Raw genomic sequence first — 15,603 nt, forward strand, 5'->3', positions numbered from 1 at the left:
ATTTTATCCCCCATCTGGCGGCGGAATTCCATGTTATGCGACCACTTCACGCTCATTCTTGAATTTTTCATATTGTTTTTCTGACATGATGTTCTTGAGTATTTGTACAACCTCCCAAACTTCTGCGTAGGAAGTATATAGTGCAACCGGAGCGAGACGAATGATGTTAGGTGCTCGGAAATCTGGAATGACACCGTTCTCTTTCAATGCCTTGCATATCCGTGCAGCTTCTTTATGCTCGAGGCTTACATGCCCTCCGCGGCGTATGTCTTCTCTAGGAGTTCCAATGAAGAATCCCATGTCTTCCAATTCGAATTCGACTAAATCCATTAAATATTGATTGATTTTCAGGGATTTTTCGCGAATATTCTCAATTCCCGCTTCTATAAAAATATCCAAAGACCCAATCAAAGGCGCGCAACTTAACACATGCGGCGTGCCAATTTGATACGCTCCTGCTGATTCTGCTGGTGTTAAGGTATGTTCCATATCGAATTGTTTATCTTTTTTGGAGCCGAACCATCCAGCCAATCCAGGCATCGTTCCAAAATGCTTTCGATTTACATATAAACCGCCAACACCGCCAGGACCGCCATTTAAATGTTTATAATTGCACCAATACGCAAAATCCACATTCCATTCGCTGAATGAATGCGGAATGGCACCGATAGAATGACATCCATCAAATCCGATTAAAATGCCTCTTTTATGAGCTTCAGCAGTTAATCGTTTCATATCCAATATTTGACCGCTGCGGTACAGGACCGTTGGCAAGATGATCAAAGCGATGTCATCGGTCATTGCTTCGATAATGTCATCTTCTTCAAGAAATCTGCCATCGCGGCTTTTCACGCGGATGAGATCGGTTTCCGGATCGTGTCCATGGGTACGCAGCTGACTTTGAAGAGCATAAATATCAGTCGGAAAGGTTAATTCATCTGCCAAAATTTTTGTGCGCATTCCTTCAGGCTTATAAAAAGTAGCTACAAGCTGATGCAGATTCACAGTTGTGGAGCCGGTTACAATAACTTCCTCGGGAGAAGCTCCGACCAATGGGGCCATCTTCGCGCCCAATTTCTCAGCCATGAAAAACCAAGGGTGATTCCCTTGCGTCCATCCATCAATGCCATGCTCTTTCCAATCTTCCAAAGATTCCAAAAGAGTTCGTTCAGCCCTTTTCGAAAGAAGTCCCAAAGAGTTTCCATCCATATAGATGGAATCCGGCTTTAAATAAAACTCTTCTCGAAATCCTTTAAGCGCATCATTCTCATCCAATTGTTTAGCGTGATCCAATGTATATTCAGAAACCATAATCATCCTCCTATATTAGTTTGTTTAATAATTATAGGAGAATCGTACCAAAGAATATGACATGATGTCAATAAGTTAATTCAGAAAATTATAAACATTTAATCGATCTTTCCAACAAATGTTTTTTATTTTATGGAAATCCTTTATGCTAGAAGATAAGGGGAGGAATAAGCATGGACAAAGTAGGAGATAAACGGCATTTACGCTCGATCATGACACGGCAAAAATTATTGGAAGCTGCAAAGGAAACATTTCTTGAAGAAGGTTATCAAGCTGCGCTTATTTCCCAAATGATCAAAAGGGCAAACATCGGATACGGAACGGCCTATGTTCATTTTAAAGGGAAAGAGGATCTGTTAATCGTATTAATGGAAAATGTAATGGAGCAATTTTATGAAATTGCCGAGACCTCTTTCTTTCCAAAATCAAAAGACGAAGCAAAACATATCATAAACAGACAAGCTAATGCTTTTTTGAAAATGGCAGAAGCTGAACGCAATATGATGCAAGTTTTCGAACAGGCCATCGGGATCTCAACCATTATTTCAGATAAATGGAAAGCGATCCGCATGAAGTTCATTCAGCGAATTTCAAAGGACGTCGCCTATGCACAGCAAAATGGGCTGGCAAGAGCTGAACTAAACCATGAGCTTGTGGCAAGAGGGTGGTTTTTCACAAATGAAATGTATCTGTGGGAAATCGTCCGAAACGAACACCAAAGTACTGTCGAAGAAATTGCGCAAACCATCACCTCAGTTTACGTCGAAGGCTTGTATTTGTAACGATAATGGCAGTTCACCAATCTTCCGGTTTTATCGGAGGATTTTTTTATTCAACTCACGAGTAAAGCGCAAATTCACGAGTAAATCAGCAGAATTCACGAGTAAAGCGCAAATTCACGAGTAAAACGTCCAAACTCACGAGTAAAACGTCCAAACTCACGAGTAAAGGCGCAGAATTCACGAGTAAATGGCCAAAACTCACGAGTAAACCAGCAGAATTCACGAGTAAAGCGCAAATTCACGAGTAAAACGTCCAAACTCACGAGTAAATGGCCCAAACTCACGAGTAAACCAGCAGAATTCACGAGTAAAGCGCAAATTCACGAGTAAACTGCACAAACCCACTAATAAAACACCTTCAATAGCATAGGACTTACAGCGTCTACGCCTTAAGTCTTACTGGAAAATATAGCTAAGGCTCATTATACGAACTTGTAAAAGTAGATAAGATATAAACATAGAAAGGAGGACGAAAACAATGAAGAAATTTGGTTTATTTATTGTAGGACTGATCGCACTTTTCCTGTTACTGGCGAACGTTGGTCCACTGATCAGCCTGGCGATTTGCTTGGCGATCCTATACTTTGGATTCAAGCAGTTCATGAAGTCCGAATCGACAGGGGCGAAGATTGCGTGGGGATCAGTCTCCATTATCGTGCTGATCGTTTCTATTTCCCATATCCCGGCAATATTGGGACTGGTGGCAGCTTATGTTCTTTACCTGGTTTATAAAAAATGGAATGAAAATGATGAAAGTGCATCATCGAAAGAAAATGACCCATTCTCAAATTTTGAAAGAGAGTGGAAAGAATTGAATAAGAACTAATAGAAGGGACGGAATTGAAATGGGTAATTTATTTTCAAGAATGAAACAAACGATTTCGGCTGATTTTCACGATCTGTTGGATAAGAAGGAGCAAAAAAATCCAATTGGGATGTTAAATCAATATTTGCGTCAATGTGAGCAGGAGACAGAAAAGGTCGGTAAGCTGCTTGAACGTCAATATCTTCTGAAAGAAGAGTTTACGCGTGAATATAATCAAGCGCAAAATCTATCTGAAAAGCGTAAGCATCAGGCTGAGATTGCCAAGCAGTCGGGAGAAACCGATTTAATGGAGTTCGCTGTCAAAGAAAGTCTGCACTATGAATATCGAGCGCAAAGTTTGAAAGAGGCGCATAAAAGTGCAGAGGTTCAGTTGGCTGAACTGGAGCGGAAATATGAAGAAATGAAACATAAGCTGAAGGATATGCATCTAAAGCGGTTGGAACTGATGGGCAGGGAAAATATTGCCCGGGCAAACAACCGGATCAATCGAGTTTTGGACGGGGGCAGTTCCGAAGCCAAACCGGTAGCGATGTTTGAAGAAATGGAGCATTATATCGATCGCATCGAGCACCAGGTCGATACAGATTATAATAGGCATACGATCGATGCCAGGATTGTCCAGCTTGAAAAAGAATTGGAACAGAAAGAAGCGTAAAGGCTTTTTAAGGCATCGCTGTAATCCCCTGACCTTTTGGAATGGAGGGCGGGGGAAAACAGGCTGTCAGAACGTGACAATTTCATGGTATTCTTAAAAGGCACGGGTTTCTGTGCCTTTTAAGAATATCATGATCATATACAGGGGAGGCGAACCGATGTTGAACAAGATGAAGACGGACTATATGGGATGGATACTTCTCATCGGAGTCGTCCTGCTTTTTTTAGAGATTTCATTTACGGGTGGAGGTCTTCTTTTTTCCATCGCTTTTTCAATAGGATGTATCTATTTAGGCAGGAAATTCACAAAACGGACAATCGGGAAAATCCTATTTTTTATAGGGTTGATCTCCCTTATCATCACAGTTTTGAATATGTTCGTCTTTAGATTTTTCCTAATGGCGATCCTCATTTATCTATTGCTTTTATATTATCAGTCCAAAAAGAATCCTGATTGGGTCAGTCCCATTTTAACCAATGATGATTCGGACGGAGAAAAGATCAATAAGGAACGGTTGCTGAAAACCGATTACCTATTTAAAAATAAATTGTTCGGTCATCAACAAACGGCCGAACATGTATATGAATGGAATTCCGTGAATGTTCAGGGCGGAGTCGGTGATACGGTTATCGATTTAAGCAAAACGATTTTACCGAAAGGCGACGCTGTCATTTCCATCAGGAATATCATTGGTAATATCACTGTGCTTGTACCGTATGGCATCGAAATCAGGGTCCATCATTCTGTCATTGCAGGCAGAGCGCGGATCTTTGAAAATAAGCCTGAATCCAGGGTCTTTAATCAAATTTATTCCTACCAAACGGAAGGGTTCAATGAAACGGATCACAAGGTTCATATCATCACTTCAATCTTAGTTGGGGATTTAGAGGTGAAGCGGATATGAGCATACTGACACGGCAGATATTGACTGCGCTTGGTGTTGCTTTCGTTCTTTCCCTTGCCTTGCCGGCGGCGGTTTTCTTCATTTTTCCTTTATCCGACTGGAGCTTATTGTGGGAGAAAATGGTCATGGGATTACCCTTCGTCATATTCCTGCCAAGCTTGGTCATGACGGTAGGGCTGATTTATGGAGTTGTTTCGGGAATGTTTTGGAAGAGACAGCTCGAAAGGGTGGATGAAGGGCTGCATTTCCTTGAACAGGGCCGCTTACCTTCGCGACAGGAAACGTATCCGGTCCAAGAGATGGCTAAAATGGCGGAACGGATGCAACTGATTCATAAGCAAATCAATGAGCAGACAAAATTATCGCAAAAAATGGCGAATGAAAAGGCCGTTGATCAGGAGAAACAAATCCAGGAAATCGTTTCCCAGGAACGAAACCGTTTGGCTCGGGAGCTGCATGATTCGGTGAGCCAGCAATTGTTTGCAGCTTCGATGTTCATGTCGGCCATCACAGAATCACAATCCGATATGGAAAAAACGGAGATGAAACAATTCAAGGTAGTGGAAGAAATGATCCATCAATCCCAGCTTGAGATGAGGGCGTTATTGCTTCACTTGAGACCTGTTGCATTAAAGGGAAAATCTTTACATGAAGGAATGAAGGAGCTTCTGTTGGAATTGGCCCAAAAAGTGACGATGGATATAAATTGGAAGATGGAGCCTGTCACTCTGGATAAGGGGATTGAGGACCATCTGTTTCGGATTTTACAAGAATCGATTTCCAATACTCTGAGACATGCAAAAGCGAACTCGCTTGAAGTGCTCTTGATCGTTCGTGATGGGATGATCATTTTACGAATAACGGATGACGGCATCGGTTTTAACGTCGAGGAGTCGAAAACGGGATCATATGGTCTGCAAAACATGCATGAACGGGCTGTTGAATTAGGCGGAACGATGCAACTTGTAAGCGTTCCGAATAAAGGAACGAAACTTGAAGTGAAAATCCCATTATTAAATGCTGGAGGTGATCATGATGATTAAAGTATTATTTGTCGATGACCATGAAATGGTAAGGATAGGGGTATCGGCTTATTTATCCGCACAATCGGATATCGAAGTGATCGGGGAAGCGGACAATGGCTTGAAAGCTGTCGAACTGGCAATGGAATTGCGTCCGGATATCATTTTGATGGATTTGGTGATGCCGGAAATGGACGGCATAGAAGCGACGAAACGAATTATCGAAAAATGGCCAGAAGCAAAGATCATCATTGTGACAAGCTTCCTGGATGATGAAAAAGTGTACCCGGCATTGGAGGCCGGAGCGACGAGCTATATGTTGAAAACATCAAAGGCCAGCGAGATTGCAAGAGCCGTCCGTTCCACTTTCCAGGGACAAAGCGTACTTGAACCGGAAGTGACGGGGAAAATGATGGAAAAGCTGCGTCGCCCAAAGGTCACCCAGCTTCATGATCAATTGACAAACCGAGAAATGGAAATTTTGCTGCTGATGACACAAGGGAAAACGAATCAGGAAATTGCGGATGAACTTTACATAGCCCTGAAAACAGCCAAAGTGCATGTCAGCAATATATTAAGTAAGCTTGCCGTACAGGACCGCACGCAAGCAGTGATTTACGCATTTAAACATTCGCTCGTTCAAGAAGAGCAGTAAAGAGCGTCTATTTACCAATAGAGGAAAGTTTGCTATATTTAGGTAAATATCCCTTCCTGAAACGTTCATTCAAGGTTGCTGATTGCAGCCTTTTTTATGGATAACGGGAAAAAGGCAGGTGAAATGATGTTAAGAGTGATCTTAGAATTATTTCGTATAATCACCATTATTTTCGTTATTGGAATGATAATGGGGTTCATCATTAATTCAATCTATGCGATCTTTGGTATAACCGTAGAGAATACCGCAGGCGGATGGATTGTTGGTATGGCAATTTTCCCATTACTTTATGTACTCTATAAAAATCGGCTTCAATTTTCAGGGTTCTATAAAAATGGCGGACAAGTAAAACTCTCAAACAGGACAACTACTATACTGCTTTGCTTCTCTGTGCTAATGTTAACGGTTGCCCCTTTATTTCGCTAACGGAATGCAAAAAGAGCATGTTTTGATCAAAACATGCTCTTTTTTATACGATTTTTTTGATTATACGGCTTCCTCTGCAGTATCGAGCCTCTTTCCGTATATCCGATAAAGAACCAAAGCGAATACCATTCCTATAAAGGAGATGGAGGAAATGAACAAGTAAAGGGTCTTGCCGCCGTAAGTTCCATATATGGCCCCGCCTATATAAGAAGCAATGATTCCCGAAACCCCGAAGAATAGCAGCGCCAGTACGGTCTGGCCTGTGGCACGCCATTCCACCGGAACGATCCGGTACAGATATTGGATGGCCGCCGAGTAGAAAATCGGGAAAGTCAATATCTGCATGACTTGCAAATAAGCTAATAGTTGTGGATCGGTAATCCACGCAGAGACGAAATAACGGATAAAGAAAAACGCTGCTGCAAACGAAATGATGATGATTTCCTTCCCTTTGCGCAGCCACCAAAAGCTTAGGGCGAACACAATGATTTCGCTTCCCGCCGCTAAGAACCAGGTCAAGCCTACAAGCTTGGCACTTCCTCCAAGTTCCCGGATATACACTCCGAGGAAAGTATCGTTCATCCTTGCTGGAACCGCACAGATAAAGACCAATAACAGAAAGAGAAGCGTCTCTTTATTGCTGAAAAAATGCTTAAGGCTGCTTAAGGTGACTGGTTTTCCCGAAACGGGTGCATCAGGCATCAGCCAGCTGACAATGAAACTGATCAAACCTATGCCCGCAAAAAGGAAGGCCAGGCTGTTCGCTCCGAAATACGACATAACATAGCCGGTGATCAGCGATATGACCGCATAACCCAATGCACCATATGTCCGGATGGAACCGTAACTGATCCCGGATTTCTCTGCCATCGTAAAGTTAAGGCTTTCCGTCAGGGGATCGATTGGCATCAGGAAGAAATATAGCAGCATGGCAAACAGGATAAGCTGAAGATAACTGCTTGAATCATAGAGGAAATAACCGATTACGCTCGAGAAAAAGATGAGTAACAACAGGACTTTTCGTATAGTCCTTGTTTTGTCGCTGATCATTCCCCATAAAGGCTGGGTAATGAGGGTGACAAAACCTCCTGTACCGATGATGAATCCTATTTGGGCTGGACGCAAACCTTGATCAGCCAGATAGACTGGGAGAAACGGAATGAAAATGGCAAGCAGTCCAAAATATAAAAAGTTAAAACCCTTTAATAATCGTATTGCTTTCATAAAAAATATGATACCTCACGTGTTCTATAGAGTGGATCAGACCATGTTATTGTATCATTGATGACAGAATTTGAAATAATAGTTTTAAAATAGATTTGGTTTCGAGGTTAAATCTCACTTTTGAAAAATGGATGTAAATGATAGAATTAACACTTATTGTTAATTGGGGAAGGCGGTATTTCATGGACCAGGACACAAAAGTAATTCAAGAGTTGCAGGAATTGAAGCAAAAAGTCGGTCACCTTGAAGACTTATTAACGCAGGAACAGAATAAAAAGGAAAAAGCAGGACCATTTCGAATCTTCCTGGACGCAGTAGGCTCACTGCTATTTGGGTTAATTGTTGTAGGACCGGTTATAGTGATTGTCGTTGGGGTTCTGATGGTGGCTGCATCATGGTTAGGTATGGAGTTTTAAACGTTTGGGGGAGTCTGGGCTTTTATTAATATATTGATTAGGTGACCAGTGGGAATTATTGATGATGGATAGGGAGAAGGTCATGGTTTGGCCTTTCCATCTAATTATAGATGGGGAAGGTCATAAATAAAATAATCATCTTTTAAATATATAATGCAAAAAAAGGACGGTTACTGCAAGGCTGTATCTTTTCTCAATTGACAGAGAAGCATTTTCTTTCATGAATTCTTCGATATCTTCACATTCAAGATTAGAGAATAAGGAAATCGTCTCCACTGGTATACCAAATTCATCGGTCAGTGCTTGAGTTATGGCGGAGACCCTTTCATTTGCATCGGTTGAGGGCACCCCGATGACTAAAAGGCCCACTAAATCTATTAGGTCCATCATTTCTGTTTGAGTTATCGCGGGTTGAATATTTTCACCATTTGCAAAATCTAGTATGACTTGCTCAGATATTCCGGTAATTTTACTTAATGATGCTGCAGGCATTTTATAATCATTTAGCAGAGTTCTTAATAACTCTTTAGGTTCATGACCAATCATCTTGAATAACCCTCTTTCACTTTTAACTCTATTATATATGGAAGTAGACAATATAATAATATTGTCTACTTATTGTTTGAAAAATATCTCTTATTTAGAAACCCAAGTAATGTAATTTGGAACAGTATAAGAAACAACTTTACCGAGGAAAGTTGCTGAACCGGTTAATTGTGCACTATTTCTTATAGGATATAGAGATTTGATATAGGATTAATCTGTGATTTGTAAGTAACTTTAGAAGATTCATAAAAGTAAATGAGCAGTGAGTCACTTTGGGGTGCATAATTAAACTGAAGAAAATAATTACCTAAGGTAGAAATGATCAAATTTCTAGTGAAGTTGCTGTGATAATGCATCAACCTTATTCCCAATAGTATTCTACTGTTTACATAGTGCTGGCTTAACGCAATTTTCCGATGATTTGTTTCTTTGAAAATATTATCCTAAGAAAGTTATTGACAAATTTACCTTGAGTCCGTATAGTATTGGATATTATTAAAAATATTCAGATATAATTTTGAAACGCAATGAACAGGAGTAGTAAAAGCACATTATTCGGTAAAGAGAGCTGCGGGTTGGTGCAACGCAGTCCAATGATCCTTTGAACTTGCCTGGGAGTGGTAAAGCGAAAGATAGGAATTATTCCATACTTTTGTTTTAACGATTGACCTTCGTTACAAGGTTTTTAAAGCAGGGTTCTAGAAAAGAGCCAATAAGAGTGGTACCGCGGTAAGCTTAAGGCATATCGTCTCTTTCTTCATTTGATTATGAAGGAAGAGACGATATGCTTTTTTTGATTTTGGGGAGGTAAGGATATGGAAACGGACAAACGGAATTTACAGAGGACGATGACTTCAAGGCATATTACGATGATGGCATTAGGCGGTGCCATCGGGGCAGGTTTATTTAAAGGAAGCAGTTCAGCCATTGATATGGCAGGACCTTCCGTAATCATTGCGTACTTGATAGGGGGCATCATCCTATTATTCATCATGCAAGGTTTAGCTGAGATGGCGGTCCGTAATAGCGGTGCAAGAACATTCAGGGATTTGGTCGAATCGATTTTAGGAAAGTATCCTGCCTATTTCCTGGATTGGATTTATTGGAAAATGTGGGTATTGAATATCGCGGCCGAATCAGTGGTTGCGGCGATTTTCCTTCAATATTGGCTGCCTGGATATCCAATCTGGATACTGGCATTAGCTGTTTCTGTTTTAGTTACTGCGGTTAACTTGCTGTCGGTAAAGGTTTTTGCTGAAACGGAGTACTGGCTTGCTTTAATTAAAATTACCGTCATCATTGTGTTCATCATGGCTGGATTATTGTTGCTGCTCGTTACTTTTGGTGATCATACAGCCGTCGGTTTTTCTAACTTGACTGAGCATGGCGGTTTCTTCCCGAATGGATCGACAGGTTTGATCACGGCGATGCTGGTGGTAATCTATTCATATGGCGGTACGGAAATCATCGGGGTCACCTTGGCTGAAACGAAAAATCCTGAAAAAGTCGTTCCAAAAGCCGTTCGCAGTACATTGGTCAGGATCATTTCTTTCTATATCATTCCTTTTTTCATCATCGTTAGCTTAATTCCTTGGAACGAGGTAAACGGGGTGAAGGAAAGTCCGTTTGTAATGGTCTTTCAAATGATTGGGATTCCAGGTGCCGACCATATCATGAACGCCGTTGTTCTATTAGCGATCATTTCATCAATGAACTCCGGGTTGTATGGTTCATCCCGCGTTCTGTATACACAAGCCGTGGATGGTCGCGTTCCGAAAATCTTTTCCCGGTTATCCAAGAAGAAAGTACCTGTTCCCGCAATATTAATGTGTACTTCCGCTTTATATGGCGGTGTACTGATTTCCTTATTTGCTGGAAGCAAGACCTTCGATTTCCTAATGGGTTCGCTGGGATATACCGTATTATTCATCTGGTTGATCATTGCTTTCGCCCATTTGAAATCAGGTAAACAACAGTCCGGAAAAACAAGTGCCTATTCGGTAAAATGGTTCCCGTATACGACATGGGCTGCGATCATCGCTTTAATAACGATCTTGATCGGAATCATTTTCACGACTTCCATAATCGTTACGGTCATTACACTTTGCATTTACATCTTCATTTCCTTAACGTTTGTATGGAAAAAACGCCATAACAAAATCTAGAGATATCACTTTTGCCTTCACATATATAAGTTTCAGTTTCAAGCCATGGTAGTATGCCGTGGCTTTCGTTATGTATTCTTGGTCTGATGAAAAGTAAGAGATATCCATTTTACTAGTTCATGGGAATCATTAACTTTTGCAAGTAAAGAGTTAATCTAGTGAAAAATGTTGTATAATAATCTTTGGAAAAAAACCAATATATTGAAAGTCGGAGTGAGCCATGAAAAACAATTCCATACTATCCTTTCACCCGTTATATTATTTAATACTTTTGGTGATTACTAGTTCCATCTATTCAATCATCAATCAATCTTCAGGTCATGCTGTCGATGTTACGACTATAATAGATGGGGAGATTCCCTTTATTAAAGAATTTGTCGTTCCTTATTTACTTTGGTATCCGTATATTTATGGATTGCTGATTTACTACTGTTTTGTTGACCGAAAGCAATATTTCATAGGATTAGGCAGTTTGATATCGGGGAAACTTTTCTGTTTTCTTGTATATTGCCTTTGGCAAACGACAGTTCCGCGTCCAGAAGTGGCGGGTAACGATATCTTTGCCCATTTAATGCGATTCGTTTATAGTCATGATCAACCTGTCAACTGTCTTCCCAGCATTCATGTGCTGACTACATTCATCATGATGATCATCGCCCATAAGCGGAAAGAAGAGCACAAATGGGAGTATGCCAGTGTCAGTGCATTCGGAACACTGATCATCCTCTCCACGCTATTTACGAAACAGCATGCTGTATTGGATGTACTCGCAGGGATACTTCTTGCAGGTGGGGTATATGCAGCTGTCCAGTATACATTCCAAGCGCTATCGGCTTTTCAGGCCAATCATTACACGGCGAGGCAAATTAAAAAGTGACCATATGAATAAAGCCACCGTAAGAATATTCGCTCCCATGAGTCGATATGTTACAGTGGCTTTTTTTTGTTTCAATTAAGATTTGGATATTTATGTTAAATTATATATGATATTATGTTTTTAACCTAAATGTAACAGTGGAGAGGAGGAAAAGAATGCCTCATCATCTTGATCGGATTGCTGAAGACTTGGTTAAAGTAAAGTTGGGAAATTATTGGCCAGGTTTTGAACTTGTTGCGTATGCATTATATGATATGAGCAATGTTTATCTATTCAATCATCCTAAATTCAGTAACAATCCACCATGTACATATCATATTTTAAGCTGGGATGTACAGTTTATTGGTGACACAATCATTATGTATGAAGAATATCCCACTGCAATTGTTAATATGGATTCGTATGTGGAATATGAAGATTTGTATTCAATACTGGTTCATGAATTATTTCACGGCTATCAGTATATAAAGGATGAAAAACGGTTTCCCGATGAATTGATGGGAATCACATATCCGTTGTCAAAAGAAAATGTGGAATTGAGAAATCAGGAACGAACAAATCTTTATCATGCGTTGATGGAAAATCACTTAATTAAGAAGAAACAATACCTTAATGCTTTCATTGCACTAAGGGAAAAAAGAGCAACCAAGATTGAAGAGTACCTAACATATGAAAAATTGATTGAAACCATTGAGAGACCTGCGTGGTATGTCGAATTAAAAGCTTACTCGGAAAAAAGCCCGCTTGATTATCATTCAGTTTTAAAAAAATATGCGCAACAACTAATAAACAAATATGAATCTACTTCTAGTATTAGAAGAAGTTGTTATAGTTCCGGATTGTTTATATGTTTGTTACAAGAGGAGCTTTCACCAGGATGGATGAAAGGTTTTTTTGATAGAGAAGATACATTATATGACTTATTAAAACAGTTGTCCGGTGATAATATGGAACATTCAATAGTTGATGTGAAAATAAGTTTTGAAACAGAGGAAGTCATTAATTTTGCTATTGAACAAAGAATGAAAATATTTGAAGAGTTTAATGAACAAACAGGATTTCATCTATATATTGAAGGGGAAATAATTGCTGTATCCTTTGATCCGATGAATATCATCCCTTTAGAAGATAGACATTTACATAAGAGCTTTATAAAAGTAAGAATGAACAATCAAGATTTTCTTATTCAACAACAGGTTATTGCCCATGTCGATGATGGAATTCAAAAAATAAATAAATTACACCTGATAGTAGAGAATGAACCCTCTGTAAACATTGATTCGCTAAAAATTGATGGTGTTGGAGAAATAAAAGGAAGATATAAGAAACAAGAAAATATCCTGCGTTTACTTATTTAAAATGAATTTTATCTTAAAATGGGTTTCAATCATCATTCCTATATTCCTTTTTGTATCAAGACTTTTGTTGTTTTATCATAACGATGCTTATTGTGGATATACTATCAGGAAAAACCAAAAGTGGCTGAAGTGAATGTATGGCCTATGAAAAAAAGCATCGAACCTCCCATTACAGGAAGTTCGATGCTTTTTTCTTTTACATTTCAGCTTCGATTTTCAAAGATGATTCTTCGCTGAACTGTTCCTTATTCAGGTCGCCCGTTATTTTACTAGTCAGAATACCGGAAGTCATGCTTCCGCTGACATTCACAGCCGTTCTTCCCATATCGATCAATGGTTCGACGGAAATCAGCAGACCTGCCAAGGCGATTGGCAAGTTCATTGCAGATAATACCAAGATGGCAGCGAATGTTGCTCCTCCGCCTACACCTGCAACCCCGAAAGAGCTAATGGCCACGATGGCAATCAACATGGCTATAAATGAAGGATCCAGTGGGTTGATTCCAACCGTTGGAGCAATCATGACCGCTAACATGGCCGGATAGATTCCGGCACAGCCGTTTTGACCGATCGACAAGCCGAAGGATCCGGCGAAGTTGGCAATACCTTCGGACACCCCTAGTTGTTTCTGTGTTTGGATGTTCAATGGCAGAGCTCCTGCACTTGTTCTTGAAGTGAAGGCAAATGATAAAACCGGGAAAGCTTTTCTCAAATATACGATTGGATTCAATCCTGCAAGCATCAGCAATAGCAAATGGATGAGGAACATGACAATCAGGGCTACATAAGAAGCACCTACGAATTTCCCCAATTTCAGGATGGCATCCAAATCACTCGTAGCTACCGTCTTCGTCATGATCGCCAAGATACCGTAAGGTGTTAAACGCAGGATCAATGTTACGACGCGCATGATGATGCTGTGCAATGTATCTACTATTTTAGCAAAAAATTCAGCATGTTCAGGCTGTTTCCTTTTGACCCCTAAATAGGCAATCCCAAGGAATGCAGCAAAGATTACAACGGAAATCGTTGATGTCGGACGTGCTCCCGTTAAATCAAGGAAAGGATTGGAGGGAATCAATTCAAGGATTTGCTGCGGCATCGTTTTATCCTGAATCGTACCGTATGTTTCCGAAATTTCATCCCCGCGGCTTAACTCCGCTTCCCCTTGCTCAATTTGAACGGCTTCCAAATTGAATACAGTTGCCGAGGTGATCCCGACAGCTGCTGCAATCGCAGTCGTTCCAAGCAGGATCCCGATGATCAAGACACTGATCTTTCCTATATTGCTAGTCAGTTTCAATCTTGTGAATGCGGATAAGATCGAAATGAAGACAAGCGGCATGACGATCATTTGCAGGAACTTGACATAGCCGGAACCCACAATGTTAAACCAATCGACCGACTTAACGATCGCTTCTGACTGAGGTTCATAGAAATACTGTAAAAGAAGTCCGAATATGATCCCTAAACCAAGTCCAGTAAAGACCCTTTTTGTAAAGGAAACATGCTTCTTATTCATGTAAAATAAAACGCCTAAAAGAACGAGCATTATGGCAAGATTTAAAAACACATAACCAATCATATATATTCCTCCTAATTCCGATTAACCAAATAAGAATAATCAATATCTGAAGCCTATGATACATCATCCGCTGATTTTTTACCAGAAAAAAATAATTTATTTTTGACTTTTGAAGTAAATCATGTATTTATCTTTATTCAGGAACTGGATTTGAGGGAGCAATTAAGGATATCTGGAACAAGCTAGGTACAAATCTTCCATTATAATATTTACCAGGAAGGATAATCCCTTGTTTTTCTTGAATGATATATCAGGCTGCATATGTTGAGCGTTATTTGAAAGGATGAAGGATATGGATATATACCTTGAAAGGCTTAGTGAACAGGATGCACAAGCGTTATTTGCATTTGAATGCAATAATAGAAGGTTTTTTGAGCAAACTGTGCCAGGCCGGGGAGATGATTATTATAGCTTTGGAACGTTTGGAATCAGGCATAAAGAATTATTAAAAGAACAAGAAGAGGCCGTCTCCTCCTTTTATTTGATCAAGGATGGTTCAGGCATGATCGTCGGCAGGATTAATCTTGTGGATATAGACCCGATTAATGGTACGGCTCATGTCGGTTATAGAATCGGTGAAGCGTTTACGCAAAAAGGGATTGCGAATGAAGCTTTAAAGCTATTGGTGAAGCTGGCGCCGAAATTGAATGTGACTCAAATAGATGCCAAAACGACAAGCGACAATATCGCTTCCCAAAAGGTTTTAGTGAAAAACGGTTTTGAACGGATTTCATTTAATGAGGAAATTAGTGCGGATTCGGGTCAAAAGCTAATATTCTACCATTATAGTAGGAACCTTTAAATCCATTTTCTTCTATTATATAGACCGCATAAAGAGATGAAGAAATAAT

The 15,603-nt window shown here is 40.1% G+C and carries 17 protein-coding genes and 1 other annotated feature; of the genes, 12 read left to right on the top strand and 5 right to left on the bottom strand.

Features of this window, described 5'->3' with window-relative positions; all coding sequences use genetic code 11:
- Nucleotides 1-33: 33 nt before the first annotated feature.
- Nucleotides 34-1,311: a kynureninase gene (gene kynU, locus ACFVS1_RS01845; RefSeq protein ID WP_387544897.1), complete on the bottom strand. Its 1,278-nt coding sequence runs from the start codon at nt 1,309-1,311 to the stop codon at nt 34-36.
- A gap of 173 nt (nt 1,312-1,484) precedes the next feature.
- Between kynU and ACFVS1_RS01850 the strand changes: the two genes are divergently transcribed.
- Entirely contained in the window at nt 1,485-2,093 is a 609-nt protein-coding gene (locus ACFVS1_RS01850; protein WP_241589168.1) for a TetR/AcrR family transcriptional regulator, read from the top strand.
- Between the two features lie 95 nt (nt 2,094-2,188).
- Here ACFVS1_RS01850 and ACFVS1_RS01855 read toward each other — a convergent pair whose 3' ends face one another.
- Entirely contained in the window at nt 2,189-2,377 is a 189-nt protein-coding gene (locus ACFVS1_RS01855; RefSeq protein WP_387544899.1) for a hypothetical protein, read from the bottom strand.
- Nucleotides 2,378-2,571: 194 nt separating this feature from the next.
- On the opposite strand from ACFVS1_RS01855, the gene ACFVS1_RS01860 reads away from it, so the two are divergent.
- From ACFVS1_RS01860 to ACFVS1_RS01885, 6 genes are all read left to right on the top strand, one after another.
- Nucleotides 2,572-2,919 carry a lmo0954 family membrane protein gene (locus ACFVS1_RS01860; protein WP_063232490.1) on the top strand — a complete coding sequence of 116 codons (348 nt, stop codon included), beginning with the start codon at nt 2,572-2,574 and terminating at the stop codon, nt 2,917-2,919.
- 19 nt (nt 2,920-2,938) lie between these two features.
- A complete protein-coding gene (locus ACFVS1_RS01865; protein ID WP_387544901.1) occupies nt 2,939-3,574 on the top strand; it encodes a PspA/IM30 family protein in 636 nt (211 codons plus the stop codon).
- Nucleotides 3,575-3,731: 157 nt separating this feature from the next.
- A complete protein-coding gene (liaF, locus tag ACFVS1_RS01870) occupies nt 3,732-4,478 on the top strand; it encodes a cell wall-active antibiotics response protein LiaF (RefSeq protein ID WP_352925262.1) in 747 nt (248 codons plus the stop codon).
- Nucleotides 4,475-5,521, top strand: coding sequence for a sensor histidine kinase (locus ACFVS1_RS01875; RefSeq protein WP_387544904.1), 1,047 nt, complete (start codon nt 4,475-4,477; stop codon nt 5,519-5,521). The genes liaF and ACFVS1_RS01875 overlap by 4 nt, the downstream gene beginning before the upstream one ends.
- Entirely contained in the window at nt 5,514-6,155 is a 642-nt protein-coding gene (locus ACFVS1_RS01880; protein ID WP_352925265.1) for a response regulator transcription factor, read from the top strand. Before ACFVS1_RS01875 ends, ACFVS1_RS01880 begins: the two co-directional genes overlap by 8 nt.
- A 96-nt stretch (nt 6,156-6,251) precedes the next feature.
- Nucleotides 6,252-6,581, top strand: a complete 330-nt coding sequence (locus tag ACFVS1_RS01885) for a hypothetical protein (RefSeq protein ID WP_352925267.1) — start codon at nt 6,252-6,254, stop codon at nt 6,579-6,581.
- Between the two features lie 60 nt (nt 6,582-6,641).
- Here ACFVS1_RS01885 and ACFVS1_RS01890 read toward each other — a convergent pair whose 3' ends face one another.
- Nucleotides 6,642-7,805, bottom strand: coding sequence for an MFS transporter (locus tag ACFVS1_RS01890; protein ID WP_352925269.1), 1,164 nt, complete (start codon nt 7,803-7,805; stop codon nt 6,642-6,644).
- A 182-nt stretch (nt 7,806-7,987) separates the two neighbouring features.
- On the opposite strand from ACFVS1_RS01890, the gene ACFVS1_RS01895 reads away from it, so the two are divergent.
- Nucleotides 7,988-8,221, top strand: a complete 234-nt coding sequence (locus tag ACFVS1_RS01895; RefSeq protein WP_352925271.1) for a hypothetical protein — start codon at nt 7,988-7,990, stop codon at nt 8,219-8,221.
- Nucleotides 8,222-8,356: 135 nt separating this feature from the next.
- Here ACFVS1_RS01895 and ACFVS1_RS01900 read toward each other — a convergent pair whose 3' ends face one another.
- On the bottom strand, nt 8,357-8,767 hold the full coding sequence (locus tag ACFVS1_RS01900; RefSeq protein ID WP_137018635.1) for an HTH domain-containing protein: 411 nt from the start codon (nt 8,765-8,767) through the stop codon (nt 8,357-8,359).
- Between the two features lie 518 nt (nt 8,768-9,285).
- Nucleotides 9,286-9,523 (top strand) — a binding site (T-box leader).
- A 59-nt stretch (nt 9,524-9,582) separates the two neighbouring features.
- On the opposite strand from ACFVS1_RS01900, the gene ACFVS1_RS01905 reads away from it, so the two are divergent.
- From ACFVS1_RS01905 to ACFVS1_RS01915, 3 genes are all read left to right on the top strand, one after another.
- A complete protein-coding gene (locus tag ACFVS1_RS01905) occupies nt 9,583-10,932 on the top strand; it encodes an amino acid permease (protein WP_387544907.1) in 1,350 nt (449 codons plus the stop codon).
- A 220-nt stretch (nt 10,933-11,152) separates the two neighbouring features.
- The gene (locus ACFVS1_RS01910) at nt 11,153-11,809 is read left to right on the top strand and encodes a phosphatase PAP2 family protein (RefSeq protein ID WP_387544909.1); all 657 of its coding nucleotides are present in this window, start codon (nt 11,153-11,155) and stop codon (nt 11,807-11,809) included.
- Between the two features lie 155 nt (nt 11,810-11,964).
- Complete coding sequence (locus ACFVS1_RS01915) at nt 11,965-13,167, top strand: hypothetical protein (protein ID WP_387544911.1); 1,203 nt, start codon at nt 11,965-11,967, stop codon at nt 13,165-13,167.
- Between the two features lie 196 nt (nt 13,168-13,363).
- On the opposite strand, the gene ACFVS1_RS01920 is transcribed toward ACFVS1_RS01915, so the two are convergent.
- Nucleotides 13,364-14,752, bottom strand: coding sequence for an L-cystine transporter (locus ACFVS1_RS01920; protein WP_387544913.1), 1,389 nt, complete (start codon nt 14,750-14,752; stop codon nt 13,364-13,366).
- Nucleotides 14,753-15,044: 292 nt separating this feature from the next.
- Here ACFVS1_RS01920 and ACFVS1_RS01925 point away from each other — a divergent pair, with 292 nt between their 5' ends.
- Nucleotides 15,045-15,554 carry a GNAT family N-acetyltransferase gene (locus ACFVS1_RS01925; protein WP_387544914.1) on the top strand — a complete coding sequence of 170 codons (510 nt, stop codon included), beginning with the start codon at nt 15,045-15,047 and terminating at the stop codon, nt 15,552-15,554.
- Nucleotides 15,555-15,603 lie beyond the last annotated feature (49 nt).

Source organism: Peribacillus sp. NPDC058075 (genome assembly GCF_042885195.1).
GTDB lineage: Bacteria > Bacillota > Bacilli > Bacillales > DSM-1321 > Peribacillus.